We start from the raw sequence: 18883 nt of genomic DNA, 5'->3' as shown, positions 1-18883 counted from the left end.
TGTCGACGGGGGTCCTCCTTGCCTGACCTGAAGCGGGAGCGCGTGCAGGGAAACGATGGCCGCGCCGTAAACACCGTCGTCCTCCATGCCGTCCTGAACAATGCCCGCCGGCTATCCGTACCGTGTCAGCCCTCTCGAAGGAGTCGAGACCATGAACCGCCATCTCGTCATCTCCGCCCTGGTCGCCCTGTCCCTGGCGGTCGAAGCCACCGATGTTCGTGGCGAACAGGCCACGGTCGCCGGCAACTCCTTCGCCTGGGATCTCTTCCACGAGCTGCGGACGCCGGGAGAGAACCTCTTCATCAGTCCCGCCAGCATCTCCCTGGCGCTGGCCATGACCTGGGCAGGCGCCGCCGGCCAGACCGCCGACCAGATGGCGGAGGTGCTGCATCTCGAGGGCCGTCCCCAGGAAGTCCACGCGAGCTTCGCCCGCCTGCAGGCCCTGCTTGACGACCCCTCGGCGCCGCACACCCTGCACATCGCCAACCGACTCTGGGGCCAGCACGGCTACGCCTTCCTGGACAGCTACCTCGGACTGATCCATGGCCACTACGGCGGCGGTCTGGAACGTGTGGATTTCCGATCCGATCCGGCCCGATGCACCCAGATCATCAACGACTGGGTGGCCGCTCGGACCGAACAGAAGATCGGCGAGCTGGTCCCGCCCGGATCCATCGACCGCCTGACCCGCCTCGTGCTGACCAATGCCATCTATTTCCAGGCCGACTGGGAGCACGCCTTCCCGCTCGAGGACACGCAGCACGAGGCCTTCCGGTTGACCGAAGGCAGGTCCATCCAGGTGCCGACCATGAAGCTGACGGGATCCTTCCTCTACGCGGAAGACGAGCACTGGCAGATGCTGAGCCTGCCCTACAGCGGAGGCGAGCTGGAATTCGTGATCCTCCTGTCGAGAGGAAACGAGCACCCGGTGACCATGGACCTCATCGGACAGCTCTCCGCGGCGCAGCGCGAGCGGCCGGTCGATTGCCGGCTGCCCCGGTTCGAGCTGGAGAGCTTCCATGACCTGGGTGCGACCCTGAAGAAGCTGGGGATGGTCGAGGCCTTCGACGCCCGTGATGCCGATTTCAGCGGGATGACCGGGACCGACGACCTGTACATCGGCGCGGTCTTGCACCAGGCCTTCATCGCGGTGGACGAACAGGGCACCGAAGCGGGTGCCGCCTCCGCGGTGGTCATGCTCCGGAAGTCCTCGCTGCCGGCCGGCCCGGTGACGTTCCGGGCCGATCACCCTTTCACCTTCCTGATCCGCCATGTGGCTTCGGAGGCGATCCTGTTCGTAGGGAACTGTGCGGATCCGCGGTGAGTCGGGGACCGGCGATCGTCGCCACCACACCCCACGCCACCAGGTAACGGACCGGCCGCCGACCCCGGTCGCGGGGGGATATCACCCTTCCAGCCGCTCGATCACCTCCCGCAACGCCTGCCGGAATTCCTCCGGCGCCGTGAACATGGGGAAGTGGCCCACGTTCTCCAGCACTGTTACGTCCAAATCCACCCCGTGCTCCCGCCAGGATTCCACCATCACCAGGTATCGGTCGTCGTTCACCAGGCGCAGCGGCACCCGGAGTGCGTCGGCCGCGCCGGGCAGGTCGTAGTGGAAGAGGTTCTCCAGCGCCGAGACGGCGATCTCCGGCGGCATGGCCAGCATGGAATCGAGCGCGCGGCGGATCGCGGCGGAGTCGCTGCCAGCTGGGTACATGTCGGAGACGAACGCGGTGACCGCCGGCACGAAATCCGCGCGCATGGGCGCCAGGAACTGGTCGATCTGTTCGTCGGTGAACGCCCAGGCGGGCGCGTGGAGATTGTCCACGCCCACGACCCCGGCCACCCGGTCGGGTACCCGGCGCGCCACCTCCAGGGCCACCGAGCCGCCCATGCTGTGACCCACCAGGACGGCGCGCTCCACCTTCGCGGCTTCCAGCACGGTCACCACGTCGGCGCCGAACGCCTCGATGGTGTAGTCGGTTCGCTCGCGGCCCGATCGGCCATGGCCGGCCAGGTCGAGGACGATCACGGTGTGATCGCGCATGAGGTCGGCGGCGGTTTCGCCCCAGAAGCTGGCGTTGCCGCCCCAGCAGTGGATCAGGACCACCGAAGGGCCATGGCCGCCCACCGCGTAATGGATGACCACGCCGTCGGCGCTGGGCGTGGTGCCTTGGCGGATCCGGGTCGCGGTGGCGCCCTTGTCCTGCTGACCGCAACCGGCGAGCAGCGCGATGGCGAGGAACGAGAGGATCGCACGCCTGGAGATCATGGCAGGCTCCTTGGCTTCGGGTTTTCAGGACCGAGTGGGAGCATAGCCGCGGAGACCCTGGAAAGCAACGAGGCCGACAACCCACCAAGGGAGTCGGCCTCGCTCCATGAATGCGGACCCGACTACTGCCCCGGCACCTCCATCCCCGCATGGTGGACCGCGAATTCCATGTCGACCCGGTGGCAGACCTTGCAATTGCCGCCGGCGCCGATGGGCCGACGGTTGCCCTGGTACTGCAGCGGCTGGATGTTGTCGCGGTCGGCGCCGTAGAACCTGTTGAGCGCCGGATAGTTGGCGTGGGTGCTGCCGTGGCAGGCCATGCACTGGAGCATCCCCGTGTCGTCGGTGCGCATGCGGAAGAGATCCTCGCCGCCGGCGGTCCACTGGTTGAAGGCCGAGGCGGTGGCCGGATCGGGACGCAGGTACTCCTCGGTGTGGCAGGCCAGGCAGTCGGGTTCCTGGAGCCACGGAGTTCGGCCGTTGATCTCGTCCACCGTGGCCACGGTGCGCGGCGCCAGGTTCGCCATGAGGCGCCCGGCCCCCGGCTTGCCCGCCTCCTGCTCGGCCTTGAGCAGGCTCAGCGCGTGGTCCTCCAGGGTGCCGTGGCAGTGGGTGCAGTCGAGCTGGCGCTCGTGGCCGCCACGGAGGCACGAGGTGGCTCCGGCCGGATCGGCGGGGTGGCACATGGCGCAGGCGTCAGCGCCGCGGTCCAGCAGGTAGTTGGCGTGCCAGCCGTGGATGGCGGCGGGGAAGTTGAGCAGTTCGGGCCGGCCCTCGGTGCCCAGGACCGGATCCTCGTGGCAGCTCTGGCACAGATGCGGCCGGCCCGCCTCGGCCTCGGCCAGCAGCGTGGTGCCGCTGTGCTTGTCGTGGGCGGCGAGGACGCGCCGGCTGGTCTCGTCGGTGAAGCCGGCCACGCCGTCCACCCGCCAGCCGCCGCCGTGGCACTTGGTGCAGCCCATCTCGCTGCTCGTGGGCGCCACGGTCCGGGTGCTGGCGAGGATCTCGCCCGAGGCCGCGTCGCGCGCCTCGATGGTGTACAGCGGGTACGGGTTGAAGCGGCCGTCCTGGTACGGCACCACCGGGATCAGCGTCGCGGCGTACATGTCCTGCTCGGCCACGAGCTTCATGGTCCCCGAAACGCCGTGGCCGCCCAGGCCGACCCCGGGCTCGAGCTGCGTGCCGAAGTTGGCCTGCACATGATCCCAGAACGTCACCTCGTTCTCGGGGTGCTCGAAGCCGGGCTCCACGGTGAACGACACGGTTACCCCCTCGGTCACCACCTCGGGCGTCTCGCCGCGACGGATGAGCTGGGCGTGCAGGTCGTTGGCCGGAGGCAGGATCACCCACCACGGGTCGCTGTCGCTGAGGCAGTGCATGCCCAGGTTGTTCCAGGCCAGGAGCACGTAGTCGTCGTCCTCGAGGTCGAAGGGCGGGATGTGCACGGCCAGATCGCGCGCCGGCGTGCTGGAGCGGGTCTCGGGCGCCCGGCCGTGTACGGTCTGCAGCAGATAGGCCGCCAGCGCGCGGCGTTCGGCAGCGTCGCCGAAGAACGGCGGCATGTACGGCGCGACCTTGCCCTGCCCCACGAACTGGGCCTCCAGGCCCGCCTGGGTGAAGTCGTGACTCAGCGGCACGATGTCGTTCAAGGGGCCCCGGATCGAGTGGCACGCCGCGCACTGCAGGCGGAAGATCTCCTCGCCGGCCGCGAGCAGGTTGGCCTCGTCCACCTGCTTGTGCCGGGACCATTTCGCGGCGGCAAGGAAGCTGGCCCCATCGAGCCCCGCCGCCTCGGCCTTCGTCACCGCATTGGAATACATGAAGCCGTGGATCACCCAGGGCCGTCGGCCGGCCTCGCGCACGAACTCGAAGCTGCCCAGGTGCAGGAAGCCCACCACCAGGATGCCCACCGTGAGCGCGCGCTGGGCGCCGGCCGGCAGCCGGAACGCCAGCAGCACCGCGGCGATCAGGAGCACCGGGGTCAGCCAGAGCAGCAGGGTCATGTAGGGCAGGACCTCGCGCGCGCGGCCGGCGATCATCGACGCCTGCGGTTCGGGCATGGCCTGCAGGTACCACCAGCCGCTCACGAGCAGCACCAGGAACGGCGCGATCACCCAGAACGCGTTGTAGCGCATGAGGTTGTCGCGCTGGACCTGGTCGCGCCGCCAGGCACTGGTGAGGAAGCCGAACATGCCGGCGATCATGAAGGCGATGGCCGAGCGGAAGATGAGCGCCGGCCAGAAGCTCTCGTTGAAGAAGCCGTGCCAGAAGTTGCCGGTCTCCAGCCACCGGCCCGGCGTGAGCATGAAACCGATGATGCCGTTGATCAGGAAGAGCGAGAGCCAGGCGAACACGAAGTAGAACCAGCCGACGATCTCGTGGTCGCGGGCCTTCATGGTGTCGAAGCGATAGTAGTAGACGAGCAACGCCACGATCTCGCCCACGAAGCAGACCCACTCGGTGGCCCAGCCGAAGACGAAGGTATGGATGAGCGAGCTGGTGGCGGCCGGGTTCAAGAGGGCGATGGTCCACCAGATGCCCACGCCCGACAGGCCGCCGAAGACCATGGTCAACAGCAGGAAGAACCGGGCGTGGACCTTGACGTAGTCCAGCAGCGCGGGGTCGTTCTCGCGCCGGGCCTTGCGCTCGGTCATGACGAGCCACAGTCCGCCGCCCACGGCGAAGTGGCTGACGAAGACGTGGGTCACCGCCACCAGGGCGATCCAGAAGCCGCCACCGAGGGCGCCGAGATCCCAGACGGGGTAGTTCATGTCAGCCCTCCTTGCCGGCCCGGGCCGCCAGCTTGAGCATGTAGGCCACGCAACCGAGGCCGACCACGAAGACGACCAGGAAGAGGATCAACGGCGAGACCTGGGGCTCGACCGCGAGATCGCCGGGATGGAAGACCCCCTCGAGGTAGCCGAAGCGCACCACCTCGCGGATCAGCGCCATCAGGAGCACCGTCACCACCAGCAGGCCGGCGGCCAGCCGCACCTTCTTCTGGAACGCCATGATCACCGCGTAGACCCCCGCGGCGATGCCCGCCACCAGGAGGATCGAGGCGGGCACGTTGCCGCCCATGAAGAGCTTCATCACGTCCTCGCGCAGCGCCATGAGCCACCACAGGCCCACCGCCATCACCGCCAGGCTGCCGTGGGTGAAGATACGCAGCGCCCAGTCGCGGGTCGCCGCGGCCTCCCGGTCGCCCCGCCGCGCCCGGTTGTCCTGGAGCAGCGCCACGAAGAGCGCGCCCACGGCGATGGCGCCGATGATCATGTGCAGGTAGCGCGGCCAGAGCGTGGGTTCGCCGAGGTTGAGGAACGAGCCGGAGGGGTCGTCGAACCAGGCTCCCCACCGCTCGGGAGTCAGCGCCAGCGTGTTGTTGTTGACGAACATGAAGCCGACGAAGGCCAGCAGCAGCACGGTGAGCCAGCTGGCCACGGGGCGGATAGGCCGGTCGTACTTGAAATAGGTGATGTAGGCCGCGTAGTAGGCCACGATCATCACGCCGATGATGGCGAACCACCAACCGGCCATGACGATGCTGCTGGTATAAAAGAGATGACCGTAGAGGACCTGCAGGAAGAGCAGGGGCGCCACGCCGAGGTTCACCGCCAGGGCGATGAGCGTGGGCACGCGGCCGGCGGCGTCGCGCGCGGCCAGCGAGGCGGGACCCGAGCGGCGCAGGCCGCCCAGGAGGGTGACCACCGCTCCGCCGAACATGGCGTTCATCATCAGAACGTGCAGCGTGAAGGTCACGGTGAGCAGGATCTGGAACCAGCCCCAGGGCACCTGCAGGGTGTCGGGGCTGGGAATGGCGATGTGGTGCATGGGGATACCTCTCGGTCAGGCGGTGCTACCCGATTGCTCCGGTATCAGCCCATGGAAGACCATGCACGCTGGTGGGTCAACGAGAATGAAATGGTTAAATCATAGTAAAGATTAGGCTTTTGGGGGCGACCGTGGTCCCGCTCAGCGCGGGGCGGCGATGAACGACGCCAGCGTGAGGCACAGCTCCTTCCGCTCGAACGGTTTCTCCACGAAGGCCACCGCCGGCTCCCTGGCCAGGATCTCGCGAACGCGGTCGTCGCGCGTATAGCCGCTCATCAGGATCACCGGTAACGAGGGCGCCAGGCTGCGCAGCGCATGGAAGGTGTCGACGCCGTTGCGGCGCGGCATGACCAGATCCAGGAGGACCAGATCCACCTCGTGCCGGTGCTCGCGCAGCACCTCCTCGGCCCGCAGGCCGTCCTCCGCCTCCAGGACCCGGTAGCCGAGGCGGCTCAGCGTGTGGCGGCACAGGTCGCGCACCAGATCCTGGTCGTCCACCACCAGCACCCAGCCGCCGTTGGTGACCGGATCGGGGCTTGCCGGAGTGGATTGCGATTCGGGCGCGACACAGGTCGGCAGGAACAGAGTGAATTCGGCGCCGCCCGCAGGTGCGTTGCGGACCTCGATGGATCCGGCATGGTCCTGCACCGTGCCGTAGACCGCCGCCAGGCCCAGCCCCGTCCCCTTGCCCACGGTCTTGGTCGTGAAGAACGGCTCGAAGATCCGCGGCAGGACCTTGGGGTCGATGCCCGGCCCCGAATCGCTGATCCGCAGGCGCAGGTATTCGCCGGGCTTCACCGGCCGGTTCGCGCGCTGCGGATCGTCGTGGCCCAGGACGACGTCGGCGGTCTCCAGGCGGAGTCGGCCGCCATCGGGCATGGCGTCGCGGGCGTTGAGGCAGAGGTTGAGGATGCAGTTCTGGATCCGCGCCGATTCGCCGCGGATGAAGGGATGCCGGGCCGCGAGGTCGAGTTGCAGATCGATGCGCGGATCGATGCTGCGTTCGAGCAGGCGGATCGCCTCGCGGATCTGCAGGTGGAGATCGAGGGTGCGCTGCTCGGCGCGGCTCTTGCGCGAGAAGTCCAGGAGCTGGCGGACCAGCTCGGCCGAACGGTCGGCCGCGCTCATGATCTGATCGACGTGGGCGGAGAGGGGGCCGCCGGCCGGGAGATCCTCGGCCAGCAACTGCGCGTAGCCCGAGATGGCCATGAGCATGTTGTTGAAGTCGTGGGCCACGCCGCCGGCGAGCTGCCCGATGGCGTCCATCTTCTCGGTCTGGCGGATACGCTCCTCGAGCTCGGCCTGCACGGTGACGTCGCGCACCACGACCACCGCGCCGAGCGGATCCTCCGCGCCCCCGATCTCGGTGGCGCGGAAGCTGACCAGGCGCTCGGTGCCGTCGTGGGCGGCCAGGACCACGGTGACCGGGGACGAAGCGGCCACCAGCCGGCCGTCCACCGCGGTCAGGCCCGGCAGCGAGGCATGGGTATGGCGGTCGGCGAGCCGGCAGACCTCGCCCAGCGGCCGGCCCAGCGCCGTGCCCCCCAAACAGCCGGTGAGCTGCTCGGCCACCGGATTGATGCGCACGATCAGGCCGGCGGTGTCGGTGACCAGGACGCCGTCCCCGATGCTGTCGAGGGTGATGGCCAGGTTGCGCTCGCGTTCGAGGAGCGCGAGCTCGGCCCGCCGCCGGTCGACCAGGCTGCGCTGCAGGAAGAGGACCCAGCACAGCGAGACGACCAGCGCCGCCAACCCCACGCCGCCGGTGAGTCTTCGCAGGCGTTGTTCGGTCAGGTGCAGCTGTTCCTCGCTGTCGGCGACCACCTGATCGTAGCTGGCGTCGATGGCGTCGAGGATCCGGCGCAGTCGCGGCGCGGCGTGAGCCTCGAGGTGGTTGCGCGCCAGATGTGTGGCGAACTGGTACTGGTAGGCCACGGCGCGGTCGAGGTCGGATCGGTAGGCCTGGAAGACCGTGGGATCCAGGGCGGTCAACGGCGCCATGGCGACGACCTGGTCGCAGATGGCCCCGTATTCAGCCTGGAGGCTGTCCATGCGTGCCGGATCGAGGGTGCCCAGGAGCTGCGAGACCAGGATCATGCTCTCGGAGATCTGACGCCCCATGGTCTGCAGCCGGATCTGGTCGGTGAGGACCCGTTCCTGGATCGACCGCAATTCGCCCACGTTGCGCAGGCCGAGCACCGCCTGCATCGCCAGGAAGATCATGAGGCAGGCGAACGCCGCCAGGACGCGCAGGCCGATGTCGCGCCTCATTCGCCGGCCTCGTCCGCCAGCGCGGCCAGGAGGAAGCGAGCATCGAGCAGGTGTACGGGTTCGGCGCCCGGTTCCGCCGGGAAATGGCGCTGGACGCGGTCGATGTAGTCGGCGGTGGCGCCCCCGGGGGAGTTGTAACGCACGAGGGTGGCTGGCTCGTGGAGACGGACCGCCGCCAGCATGGTCTCCAGGTCGGCGTCGCTGAACTCGCCGAAGCCCTGCAGGGTTCGCTCGCGCAGGATGCGGAAGAACTCGTCGCGGTTGGCGGGATCCCGCTGCCAGGACAGACCGCGCAGCCAGCCGCGGAAGAGCGCCTCGATGCGCTCGGCGCCGATGGTCTCGAGGCGATCGGCGAAGGTGTACGGCCCCTCGGGGATGCACCCGGGAAAATCTGCCGACGTGGCCAGGGTGACCCCGCCGGCAGCCGCCGCCTCGAGCAGGTAGGGTCCGAAGAAGGTGCCCGCCTGGATGCGCCCGGCGCGGAACTGGGGCACCAGATCGTCGGCGCGGATCACCACCAGGCGGAAGTTGTCGAGGCTGGAGCCCTCGCGACAGAGCGCCAGCTCCACGAAGTACTTGAGCGCCGGGCCGTCGACGTAGAGGCCGATGGGGGTCATGGCCGGAGCGGTGGCGAGGTCGAAACCAGGCTGGGTCATGATCACGTCGCCGCCGTGGGACCAGTTGGTCTCGCCCAGGATCACAACCGGCGCCACGGTGCGGTGCACGTCGATGATCTGGCCGAGCATGGAGAAGGCGACGTCGGCCTCCCCGACGAACATGGCGTCGTGCATGAGGTAGCTGTTGGGGAAGTGCACCACCGCGGCCGCCACGCCCAGGTCGTCCCAGAAGCCCTGGTCCTCGGCCACGTCCAGCGGCGACCAGCCGACCCAGGGCATGGACCCGATGTGCAGCACGGCCTCGTCAGCGACTGCCGACGACACCGACGCGGCCACCAGGCAGGCGACCAGCGCCAGGGGCCATCTGGCGGAGGACCCCCGGAAACAGGTGGCGTGACGGTTCAAGACAATGCGCTCCGTGACACGGTTCGTGTGGAATGCCATACTCATGGTCCCGCAATTCAGAGTATTTCGCAAGGCTTTGCCGACAGGAGGCCCCCATGGACCGTGAACTCGTGTGCCGCTGCCGGAGCTACCGCCGCTTCCGCGAGGACGCCGCCGTGAGCGAGGCGACCCTGCGCGAACTGGTCGACCTGGCCCGTCTGTCGGCCTCGGCCGCCAACAAGCAGCCGCTGCGCTACGTCCTCGCCGCGACCCCCGAGCGCAACGCGCGCATCTTCCCGCACCTGAAATGGGCCGGCTACCTGACCGACTGGGACGGGCCCGAGCCGGGCGAGCGCCCCGCGGCCTACGTGGTGATCCTGGGCGACGGCGAGGTCACGCCGAAGGTGCGCTGGGACGACGGCATCGCGGCCCAGACCCTGTTGCTGGGCGCCGCCGCCCGCGGCCTCGGCGGCTGCATGATCGCCGCCATCGAGCGCAAGGGCCTGCGCGCCGACCTGGCCATCCCCGAGCGTTACGAGATCCTGATGGTGGTGGCGCTGGGCGTGCCCGCCGAGGAGGTCGTGATCGAGGAGATCGACCCCGGCGGGAGCATCGAGTACTGGCGCGACGACCAGGGCGTGCACCATGTGCCCAAGCGGCGGCTCGACGACGTGATCCTCGACCTGGGTTGACGATCACTCCCCGCGGTACCGCACGGCGAAGGTGGGCTCCTGCCCCGCCATGACCAGGAACCGATCCAGCGGCACCACCGCGAACTCCTCGGGCGGCAGCAGGTCGAGGATCTCCCTGACCCGGCTGATGTCGCTCCACTGCCGCACGTGCATCAGCAGGAAGTAGGGCCGGGCGGTGTTGATGGCGGCCAGCTCGCGCAGGTCGGCCACCGCGTCGGCCACCGGTCGTTCTGGCGAGAGGTAATAATCGAAGCTGACCAGGGGGCGGCCCTCGCGGCAGTCGAAGGTATGCGCCGGCGCGTAGCCGTTGACGAAGCCCAGCGCGTCGGGCAGGCCGGCGTAGAACGCGTCCATGACCTCGCGCGTGAGCTCGGTGTTGCCGCTCACGGTGGCGCCCTCGCTGTAGTCCATGATCTCGAAGACGTTCAGGTCGAGCAGGTCCATGAGCCGGCGGACCTCGGCCACCATGGCCGGCAGGTGCGCCGGCGGCACCGCCTTGGGATAGACGTAGCCCGGACCGCCCAGCGAGCCGATGAAGTAGTCGTTGGGCGTGGCCTGCTCGTAGAAGAACTCGAGCAGCGCCGGCGCCAGGTGCGACCAGTTCAGGGTGACCTCCCAGGCGTAGGGGATCTCGCCGCGGCCGGGGCGGGTCCAGGCGCCGAGACCGAGGCAGTCGGTCTGGATGCAGGCGATGTAGGTTCTGGCCTCGGGCCGGGGTCGCTCCCCTGGCGCCAGCGAGTGGTGGTTGCGCCAGACGAAGCCCGGCGTGGCCGGCACCCTGGCCATGAAGCTCAGGTTGGGCAGCGTGTGCAGGCCTTCCACCCGGATGGCGTGGCTCGAACAGAGCCGCACGTGGTCGCGCTCGCGGTCCTTGCCGTAGCTGTGCCAGCCGAAGCAGTAGGCCAGGGGCGGCAGATCGGCGAGCAGGGCGTCGGCCAGGGCGTATTCCTCGGCGTCGGCGGGATCGCAGCTCAGGTCGGTGCAGAAGGCGCGGTTGGCCACCGCCCAGTCGGCCACCCCCGGTTTGGCCACGGCCCCGGCATGACCGCCGAGCCAGACCACCATCTCGCGGCTGCAGCGGTCCCAGTACCGGTCGCGGGCGCGGCGGTGGACCGCGGCGTCGTCGAGGCCGTCGTAGCGGCCGCGCAGGTCCTCGGCCAGCGGCAGGCCCGCCGCCTCGACCAGCGGGATCTGCTCCGCGGTCACCAGCACCGCATCCTCGAGGCCGGCCACGGTGAAGCCCACCAGCAGCGAGGCGCGCACGGCGGGATCCCAGACCACGTAGCCGCGCGCGTGTTCGGCGAGGCTCGAGAGGGCCGCGGCCAGGTCGGGCAGCTCGGTGAAGGTCCAGCCGCGCCGGCCGGCCAGGTGGTCGCGCAGGTCGGGCGTGAAGCGGAAATCCCAGTCGTCGGGGTAGAGGCCGTAGAGCCGCGGCCGGTCGCGGTTGGCCAGACCCTGCAGGCTGAGGATGAGCGCCTGGGCGGGCAGGTCGCCGTCGAGACGCCAGTCGCCGTCGAAGCGCCAGAGATAGGCCTGGCGCGCGCCGGGACGCTTGAACACGAAGTGCAGCGGACGATCGTCGGGGCGCGTGGGGCGGTGGATCTCCCAGGTGAGCAGATCCTGGGCGGGGTCGAGGGTGAGGCGGTGGTCCACCGCCAGGGTGGTGCGGCCCTGGCTGCTGCGGATGGGCAGATCCTCGCGGATGGCGAGATCGCGGCCCGGATCGCGCCAGGCGCTGTCGAGGATGCGGTCCGCGCCCACGTCGCAGCTCAGGCCCATGAAGACGTTGCTGGCGAGGTTGCGGTGGGTGAGCGGGCTGTGGGTGGGTTCGCCGTCGGGACGCAGGTCGAGGGTGTCGCGGTGAGCGCTCAGGCCGCGGCTCCAGGTGGCGATGAGGCGCAGGGAGTGGTCGTCCGTTCCGGGCTCGAGGTCCAGGCTCACGGTGCTGAAGAGGTCGATGTCCGTGGACAGGGCCGGGATGAGTTGCCACCGACCGGTGAGATCGGCGGCGGGGGCGACCGTGATCAGGAGCAGGAGCCAGGCGAGCGCGCGGACCATGCGGAGAGCCTCCGGAAGGTGGTGGTGGGCGGAGGCTAGCATGTCTGGCGGGGGTTTGAAATCGGCAGATCGGCGCTGGACACCGGGCGCCGGTGCTCCGACCGCCGATTCCGTCGCGTGCGACCCGCTGGAACCGACCCCTGGAATCCGCTACAATCAACCTGGACTCCCCCGCTTCCTCCAGCCCAGGTGGTCTGCCATGATGCGCACCCTGCTCTCCTGCCTCGCCCTGCTGCTTTGGGCCCTATCCGCGGCGGCCGGCGAACCCGCCCGCGAGGTCTCCGCCGACGGCCACGAGACCGTCATCCTCGACCCCGACGCCGGCGACGGCCTGGTCACCGTGCGCAGCGACGAGGTCTACTTCGGCACCCAGCCCGACTGGCAGAACGACCTGCGCCGGCAGGTGGGCGGCCTGCAGGTGGCCGACCTGAACGGCGACGGCTGGAACGACGTGGTGGTGGGCTGCTACATCAGCAACAGCTACCCGCCCTACGACGACTGGGAGAACCTCATCTACTTCAACACCGGCGGCCAGCTCGAGGCCAGCCCCTCTTGGGTCTCCGACGACGAGGTCTCCACCGGCGACGTCCAGGTCGGGCTGATCGACGACGACGCGTACCCCGACGTCTTCGCGGCCAACGGCGGCGGCCTCGCGTATCCGTCGGTGATCTATTTCGGCGGCCCCGACGGTCCGTCCACCACGCCGGGCTGGTCCAGCGCCGAGCCCGGCGGCTCGTGGAACAACTACGCCATCCTCTTCGACTTCGACCACGACGGGGACACCGACGTGGTCACCGCCAACCAGGGCGCCTCGCAGTACGACCCGTACCGCCCGCTCTACATGTTCGTGAACGACGGCGGCACGCTGGAGACGGTGCCCTCGTGGCAGTCGGCCGAGGAGTCGATCCAGGGCTTCCTCGCCGTGGGCGACTGGAACGGCGACGGCTGGGAGGACCTGGGCGTGAGCAAGTGGGTGAACTTCGAGACCGGCATCTACGACAACCGCGACGGCCAGCTCCAGACCGCCCCCATCTGGACCACCGGCGACGACGATGCGGACAAGGGCGTGGCCTTCGCCGACGTCGACGGCAACGGCTGGCTGGACCTCGCCGTGGGCCACGACCCCACCCAGCTCTGGTCCAACGACGCCACCGCCATGACCATGACCTGGGAGTCGCAGGCCTCGTACCACGGCCACAGCGACCTGCGCTTCTGCGACATCGACCGCGACGGCGACCAGGATCTGATCGAGTGCCACTTCTCCGACGGCAAGGTCCACGTCTACGTCAACCGCGACGGCGTGCTGGACGGCCCGCCCTCGTGGACCTACGACTCGCCCTCGGTGGGCACGGCCATCGCGCTGGGCGACCTGAACGGCGACCAGTGGCCCGACCTGGTGGTGGGCAACTCGGGCGAGCCGTGCGTCAAGGTGTTCTACGCCGTGCCGCCCACCACCGCGGTCGAACCGGCCACCCCGGCGGCCACCGCGCTGCGCGGCAACTACCCCAACCCCTTCAATCCGGCCACCACCATCGCGTTCGAGGTGGCCGAGGCGGGACCGGTCTCGCTGGCGATCCACGACGCGGCGGGTCGGCTGGTGCGGACCCTGGCCGCGGCCCGGACCTTCAGCGCCGGCCGTCACGAGATCCGCTGGGACGGCCGCGATCAGGACGGGCAGAGCGCGGCCGCCGGCGTGTACCTCTGCCGGTTCGCCGCCGGCGAGGTGCGGGACGTGGCGCGGCTCGTGCTCGTGAAGTAGGGGGCCTCACCCGGGTCCGGACCCGCCCCGGCAGCAAAGAAGTGGCCCCCGACCGGAGTCGGGGGCCACGCACGCTACCGGACGAACCGGAGAACGTCTTACTCGAACAGACCCTTCAGGTTGCTCCAGGTCTTGGACTCGGCCGCCACGCCGCCGCACAGCGCCACGTTCTCGCTGGTCTGGACGGAGTAGGTACCGATGGAGGTCGAGTACGAGCAGATGATGAACCAGTAGTCGAGACCCGGGGTGAGGGTCACGCCGTCCGCAGCGACGATGGCGCTGAGCAGGCCCGGACCGTTGTCATCATCCATCTTCACGGCGTTCAGCGTGGCATCCATGGGATCGAACGGGTCGCAGTAGATGTAGATGACCGTGTCGAAACCGGCGTCGGTCACCACGAACTCCACGGGCTCGGAGTCGCTCACGTTGAAGCAGTACATGTCGAAGTGGGGGTCGGTGGCGTAGTCCGTAGCCATGACCAGGTCGCAGTTCAGGCCCAGCTCGGAGTAGCTGGTCGGGCGCCAGCGATGCCAGGTCGGCGTGGTGTCGGTGAGCTCACCGGCGATCACGATGCGGCTGGGGTTGTCCATCTGGTAATCGACCGTATCCACGTCCTTCGGCATATCAGCCGCGACCACGGAGCCGGCGACGGCCAGGGTCAGGAGAAGCACGATAACTTTCTTCATTGCGGATCCCTTCGTCATGCGTTGGCGAGCACGCAGGTGGATGGAAAGCCATACTCCTGCTTCAGACCGGCAGATTATCACATTTTGCGAACATTTGTCAACGATTTGCAATGTCGAGGGGCATGGTTCTCCGGGATCGGAGGCTGGCTGGACACGATCGGCCGAAAGAAGGCTGCCAGAGTCTGCTTTCCTGCGGTTCCTGGGCGGGGTATAATGCATCCGCACCATCCCGGAGGAGATCCCATGCCTGACCGTCTTCGCGCCCCGTTGGCACTGCTGCTGCTCGTCCTGACTGCTGCCGCGGCCATCGCAGGCCCGAATCCGGCCCTGCGTTCAGCGCTCGCGACCCTGCCGCCGTCAGCCTCGCCCTCGGGCGTGCTGCTGGACCGGGTGGTGCTGCTCTCGGCCCTGGCGATCTGCGACGGCGGGCCCGACGCCCCCATGATCTCGGCGACCGTCCTGCGTCAGATGCTCCACGAACTGCACGGGGCCACCACCGAACCCCGGTCCTGGCCCCACCCCCAGGACCTGCGTCCGGCGGGCCACGGCGACGAAACCATCCCGCTGGCGCTGATCAACCTGGCCCACCATCGCCTGCGCCGCGACGTGCTCGACTCCGGACGCCTGCTCGCCACCGACCGCGGCCTGACGGTGGCTCCCGGCGTGGATCCGGCGGCGCTCACCCGCCCCGGCCGCGTGTTCGCGGCCGCGCCCCTGGTCGCCGGCACCCACCGCGGCCACACGGTCGCCTTCACGCTGCCGTCGCGGTTCCTGGTCTCCGACACCCGCCTGGACGATCTGGTGGTGGACCTCGACGACGGCGCCGGCTGGCGGCCCCTCGCCCCCGGCCAGACCCTGGTCACGGCATACCTTACCGTGGGCCCCCGCATCCTTCGCCTGCGCGCCCGCCTCGCCGGCGGCGAGGTCCTCACCAGCCGCAGCCGCTTCGAGGTGATCGCCCTGGACACCCCCGCGCCCAGCGAGACCTGGCCCATCACCGCGAGCACGCCCTACGGCGGCGCGGCCGGCACCGGCAACGCCTACGTCTACCTCGCCGAGGGCCACGACACGCTCACCGCGCCGGTGGTCGTGGTCGAGGGGTTCGACCTCGACGACTCGCTCGGCTGGCCCGAGCTCTACGCGCTGCTGAACCAGGAGAACCTGCTGGAGGACCTGCGCGCCACGGGACTGGACGCGGTGGTGCTCGATTTCACCGAGTCCACGGCTCCGATCCAGCGCAACGCCTTCGTGGTCACCGAGTTGCTGGCCGCCGTGGAGGCCGCCGCTCCAGACCAGCCCTACTGCCTGGTGGGAGCGAGCATGGGCGGCCTCGTGAGCCGCTACGCGCTCTGCCATCTCGAGGCCAATGCGACGCCCCACGGCGTCCGCACCTTCCTCTCCTTCGACGGCGCCCAGAACGGCGCCAACATCCCCCTGGGCCTCCAGCACTGGCTGGCCTTCTTCCAGGACGAATCCGCCGAGGCCGCCTACATGCTGGGCCGCCTGGACACCCCCGCCGCGCGTCAGATGCTGCTCTACCACCACGCGAGCGCCGACGGCGACCATGACCCGACCTTCGGCGAGCTGATGGCCGAACTGGCCGACCTCGGCGGCTGGCCCGCCCAGCCGCGCCTGGCGGCCCTGGCCAACGGCAGTGGCCACGCGCAGGACCAGGGCCATGCGCCCGGCGCCCAGCTCGTAAGCTGGGAGTACGAGAGCCTGCTCGTGGACATCGTCGGCAACATCTGGTCCGTTCCCGACCACACCGCCGGCACCATCTTCCACGGCCTGATCGATCTCATCTGGCCGCTGCCCGACACCGAGCAGACGGTCACGGTGAGCGGCCTGCGCCCCCTCGACGCCGCCCCCGGCGGCTGGCGCCCCTCGCTCGCCCAGCTCGCCGACACCAGCGCGCCCTACGGCGACATCGTGGCCCTGCACCCCAACCACGCCTTCATCCCCACGGTGAGCGCGCTGGCCGTGGCCACCGACGACGTGTTCCTCAACCTGACCGACGTACCGGATCCCCTCGCCCTGACGCCCTTCGACGCCATCTACTTCCCGGCGGCCAACGAGGAGCACGTGTTCGTGACTCCGGCCGGCAAGGAGTGGATCATGGCGGAGGTGCTGGGCCAGGTCACCGGAGTCTCCCGGACCCTGGCCAAGGCGCCCATGCTGTATGGAGGCCAGCCCAATCCGTTCAACCCGCGCACCGTTCTACGCTTCGTCACTCCCGCCGCCGGCCACGTGAGCCTCGACGTCTTCGACGTGGGAGGACGCCACGTGCGGACCCTGGTGCAGGAGGAGCTGCCGGCCGGCGCCCATGCCGCCGCCTGGAACGGTCGCGATGACGGCGGGCGGACCGTGGCGGCCGGGATCTACCTCGTGAAGCTGGCGCAGGGCGGGCGGACGGTGGCCAATCGCGTCACCCTGGTGAAGTGACCCGTGCCGTCGGCGGGAAACATCTCTAGATTGGGGCGCATTCGTCACCGCGAACCCTCACCGAGGAGGACCCCATGACCGAAGCTCTCACCGAGGTCAAGGTCGGCATGCAGGTGCCCGACTTCGAGTTGACCTGCTACGATCCCAAGGCCCACGACTTCGCCAAGGTCAAGCTGGCCGACCTGAAGGAGAAGGGCAAGTGGACCATCCTGTTCTTCTACCCCGCCGACTTCACCTTCGTCTGAGCGACCGAATTCGCTGCTCTGGCAGAGCAGCAGGATCGTTTCGCCAAGATCGGCGCCGAGCTGATCACCGTCTCCACCGACACCGAGTTCACGCACCTGGCCTGGAAACGTGACGAGAAGGAACTGGCCGACGTCAAGTACCTCATGGGGTCCGACCCCACCGGCACGGTCAGCAAGCTCTTCGGCGTCTACGACCACACCTCGGGCCTGGCGCTGCGCGGCACGTTCATCATCGCGCCCGACGGCACGCTCTTCAATTCCGAGGTCAACTTCTACAACATGGGCCGCAACATCGACGAGCTCATGCGGAAGTTCAAGGCCAACATCTACCTCGCGCGCAAGACCGACGAGGGCTGCCCGTCCAAGTGGAAGGACGAGGGCGACAAGACCCTGCGTCCGGGACCCGAGATGGTCGGCAAGGTGCACGAGGCGTTGAACGACTGATTCTCACCGCGACGGCTTGCTTGAAGAAGAGCCCCACCTCAGGGTGGGGCTCTTCAAGCGAACTGGAATCCGGCAGCGCGAAATCCGCTCAGACCACCCCGCCCACCGTCCGCTTCATGAACTGCACCCGGTCGTAGGCCGCGCCGTCGGGCCAGGAGTCCTGGCGCATGCGGCCGCGGAAGCGCGCGAGGTTCTCGAAGCCCTGGCGCTGCATCCAGCCGCGCAGCTCGTCGAGCATGGTGGCGAGGTACTCGGGACCGTGGCGGTAGAGCGCCGAGGCCACCTGGACCACGGTGGCGCCCACCAGGAGCTGCTTGATGAGCGCGGTGCCGTCGTGGACGCCGGTGGTGGCGGCGATGTCGCACTCGAGCTTGCCCGAGAGCTGGGCCACCGAGCGCAGGGTGAGGTACATCTCCTCGGGAGAGCTGAGCGCGGGGCCGGCCACTACCTGGAAGTTCTCGATGTCCAGGTCGGGCTGGTAGTAGCGGTTGAAGAGCACCAGGCCGTCGGCTCCCTTGCGCTGCAGGCGCCGGAAGGTCTCGTGCAAGCTGGAGAACACGCAGCCCACCTTCAAAGAGACCGGGATCGACACCTGCTTCTTCACCGCGGCGAGCACGTCGCAGTAGATCTGCTCGTTCTGGGCGCCGGTGCGGTCGGGGTCGGCCGGGGGCACGAAGACGTTGAGCTCGAGGGCGTCGGCGCCCACGGTGGCCATCTGTTTGGCGAACTTGGGCCAGCCCAGCGGCGAGACGCAGCAGATCGACGCGATCACCGGGATCGAGACCGCCTTCTTGGCTTCCGCGATGAGGCGCAGGTACTCGCTCACCGCGTTCTCGGTGCCGTAGCCGCTGATGTACTCGGCGGCCTCGGGATGCCAGTAGGGGCTCTCGGACGCCGCGATCACCTGATCGACCTCGGCGGCGATCTGCTCCTCGAAGAGCGACTTGAGGACCACGGCGCCGGCGCCGGCCTTCTCGCAGGCCTGGATGCCCTCCACCGAGTCGGTGACGCCGCTGGAGCCCACCACCAGGGGGCTCGGCAGTTCCAGTCCCAGATAGCGCGTGGCGAGGTTCAGATTGGTGTCGGCCATGGCTCTTCGACTCCTGGTTTCTGGGCCCATCGCAGCGGTTAACCGCCATTTTGGGCAACATACTACGTCCACCGCGAATTGGAAAGGAC

13 protein-coding genes are annotated in these 18883 nt (G+C 69.0%); 5 read left to right on the top strand and 8 right to left on the bottom strand.

Features of this window, described 5'->3' with window-relative positions; translation table 11 throughout:
* The first annotated feature begins 151 nt into the window (after window positions 1-151).
* Complete coding sequence (locus IFSED24_RS17390) at window positions 152-1324, top strand: serpin family protein (RefSeq protein WP_491332750.1); 1173 nt, start codon at window positions 152-154, stop codon at window positions 1322-1324.
* An 81-nt stretch (window positions 1325-1405) separates the two neighbouring features.
* Here the strand turns inward: IFSED24_RS17390 and IFSED24_RS17385 are convergent, their stop codons facing one another.
* The 5 genes from IFSED24_RS17385 to IFSED24_RS17365 all read right to left on the bottom strand — a co-directional run bounded on the left by IFSED24_RS17385 (window position 1406) and on the right by IFSED24_RS17365 (window position 9399).
* Entirely contained in the window at window positions 1406-2275 is an 870-nt protein-coding gene (locus IFSED24_RS17385; RefSeq protein WP_491332749.1) for an alpha/beta fold hydrolase, read from the bottom strand.
* A 122-nt stretch (window positions 2276-2397) separates the two neighbouring features.
* Window positions 2398-5046 carry a c-type cytochrome gene (locus tag IFSED24_RS17380; protein ID WP_491332748.1) on the bottom strand — a complete coding sequence of 883 codons (2649 nt, stop codon included), beginning with the start codon at window positions 5044-5046 and terminating at the stop codon, window positions 2398-2400.
* A 1-nt stretch (window position 5047) separates the two neighbouring features.
* Complete coding sequence (locus IFSED24_RS17375; protein ID WP_491332747.1) at window positions 5048-6106, bottom strand: hypothetical protein; 1059 nt, start codon at window positions 6104-6106, stop codon at window positions 5048-5050.
* 141 nt (window positions 6107-6247) lie between these two features.
* Window positions 6248-8377, bottom strand: coding sequence for a hybrid sensor histidine kinase/response regulator (locus tag IFSED24_RS17370; protein ID WP_491332746.1), 2130 nt, complete (start codon window positions 8375-8377; stop codon window positions 6248-6250).
* Window positions 8374-9399, bottom strand: coding sequence for an ABC transporter substrate-binding protein (locus IFSED24_RS17365; protein ID WP_491332745.1), 1026 nt, complete (start codon window positions 9397-9399; stop codon window positions 8374-8376). The genes IFSED24_RS17370 and IFSED24_RS17365 overlap by 4 nt, the downstream gene beginning before the upstream one ends.
* Window positions 9400-9494: 95 nt before the next feature.
* Here IFSED24_RS17365 and IFSED24_RS17360 point away from each other — a divergent pair, with 95 nt between their 5' ends.
* A complete protein-coding gene (locus tag IFSED24_RS17360) occupies window positions 9495-10070 on the top strand; it encodes a nitroreductase family protein (protein WP_491332744.1) in 576 nt (191 codons plus the stop codon).
* Between the two features lie 3 nt (window positions 10071-10073).
* Here IFSED24_RS17360 and IFSED24_RS17355 read toward each other — a convergent pair whose 3' ends face one another.
* The gene (locus tag IFSED24_RS17355) at window positions 10074-12128 is read right to left on the bottom strand and encodes a GxGYxYP domain-containing protein (protein WP_491332743.1); all 2055 of its coding nucleotides are present in this window, start codon (window positions 12126-12128) and stop codon (window positions 10074-10076) included.
* A gap of 199 nt (window positions 12129-12327) precedes the next feature.
* Between IFSED24_RS17355 and IFSED24_RS17350 the strand changes: the two genes are divergently transcribed.
* Entirely contained in the window at window positions 12328-13887 is a 1560-nt protein-coding gene (locus tag IFSED24_RS17350) for an FG-GAP-like repeat-containing protein (RefSeq protein WP_491332742.1), read from the top strand.
* A gap of 98 nt (window positions 13888-13985) precedes the next feature.
* Here IFSED24_RS17350 and IFSED24_RS17345 read toward each other — a convergent pair whose 3' ends face one another.
* Window positions 13986-14573 carry a hypothetical protein gene (locus IFSED24_RS17345; RefSeq protein ID WP_491332741.1) on the bottom strand — a complete coding sequence of 196 codons (588 nt, stop codon included), beginning with the start codon at window positions 14571-14573 and terminating at the stop codon, window positions 13986-13988.
* 243 nt (window positions 14574-14816) lie between these two features.
* Here IFSED24_RS17345 and IFSED24_RS17340 point away from each other — a divergent pair, with 243 nt between their 5' ends.
* Both IFSED24_RS17340 and IFSED24_RS17335 read left to right on the top strand, forming a co-directional pair.
* Window positions 14817-17015, top strand: coding sequence for a FlgD immunoglobulin-like domain containing protein (locus IFSED24_RS17340; protein ID WP_491332740.1), 2199 nt, complete (start codon window positions 14817-14819; stop codon window positions 17013-17015).
* A gap of 74 nt (window positions 17016-17089) precedes the next feature.
* Complete coding sequence (locus IFSED24_RS17335; RefSeq protein ID WP_491332739.1) at window positions 17090-17704, top strand: peroxiredoxin; 615 nt, start codon at window positions 17090-17092, stop codon at window positions 17702-17704.
* 88 nt (window positions 17705-17792) lie between these two features.
* On the opposite strand, the gene IFSED24_RS17330 is transcribed toward IFSED24_RS17335, so the two are convergent.
* A complete protein-coding gene (locus IFSED24_RS17330) occupies window positions 17793-18794 on the bottom strand; it encodes a dihydroorotate dehydrogenase-like protein (RefSeq protein ID WP_491332738.1) in 1002 nt (333 codons plus the stop codon).
* Between the last annotated feature and the right edge of the window lie 89 nt (window positions 18795-18883).

Source organism: Candidatus Latescibacter sp. IFSED24 (assembly GCF_058273205.1).
Note: the sequence above shows the minus strand (reverse complement) of the source record. Positions and strands in the feature narration are given on the sequence as shown.

Bases quoted from the DNA above. Each gene is read 5' to 3' on its own strand.
- IFSED24_RS17390 (WP_491332750.1), top strand. From the start codon at position 152: ATGAACCGCCATCTCGTCATCTCCGCCCTGGTCGCCCTGTCCCTGGCG.
- IFSED24_RS17385 (WP_491332749.1), bottom strand. From the start codon at position 2,275: ATGATCTCCAGGCGTGCGATCCTCTCGTTCCTCGCCATCGCGCTGCTC.
- IFSED24_RS17380 (WP_491332748.1), bottom strand. From the start codon at position 5,046: ATGAACTACCCCGTCTGGGATCTCGGCGCCCTCGGTGGCGGCTTCTGG.
- IFSED24_RS17375 (WP_491332747.1), bottom strand. From the start codon at position 6,106: ATGCACCACATCGCCATTCCCAGCCCCGACACCCTGCAGGTGCCCTGG.
- IFSED24_RS17370 (WP_491332746.1), bottom strand. From the start codon at position 8,377: ATGAGGCGCGACATCGGCCTGCGCGTCCTGGCGGCGTTCGCCTGCCTC.
- IFSED24_RS17360 (WP_491332744.1), top strand. From the start codon at position 9,495: ATGGACCGTGAACTCGTGTGCCGCTGCCGGAGCTACCGCCGCTTCCGC.
- IFSED24_RS17355 (WP_491332743.1), bottom strand. From the start codon at position 12,128: ATGGTCCGCGCGCTCGCCTGGCTCCTGCTCCTGATCACGGTCGCCCCC.
- IFSED24_RS17350 (WP_491332742.1), top strand. From the start codon at position 12,328: ATGATGCGCACCCTGCTCTCCTGCCTCGCCCTGCTGCTTTGGGCCCTA.
- IFSED24_RS17345 (WP_491332741.1), bottom strand. From the start codon at position 14,573: ATGAAGAAAGTTATCGTGCTTCTCCTGACCCTGGCCGTCGCCGGCTCC.
- IFSED24_RS17340 (WP_491332740.1), top strand. From the start codon at position 14,817: ATGCCTGACCGTCTTCGCGCCCCGTTGGCACTGCTGCTGCTCGTCCTG.
- IFSED24_RS17330 (WP_491332738.1), bottom strand. From the start codon at position 18,794: ATGGCCGACACCAATCTGAACCTCGCCACGCGCTATCTGGGACTGGAA.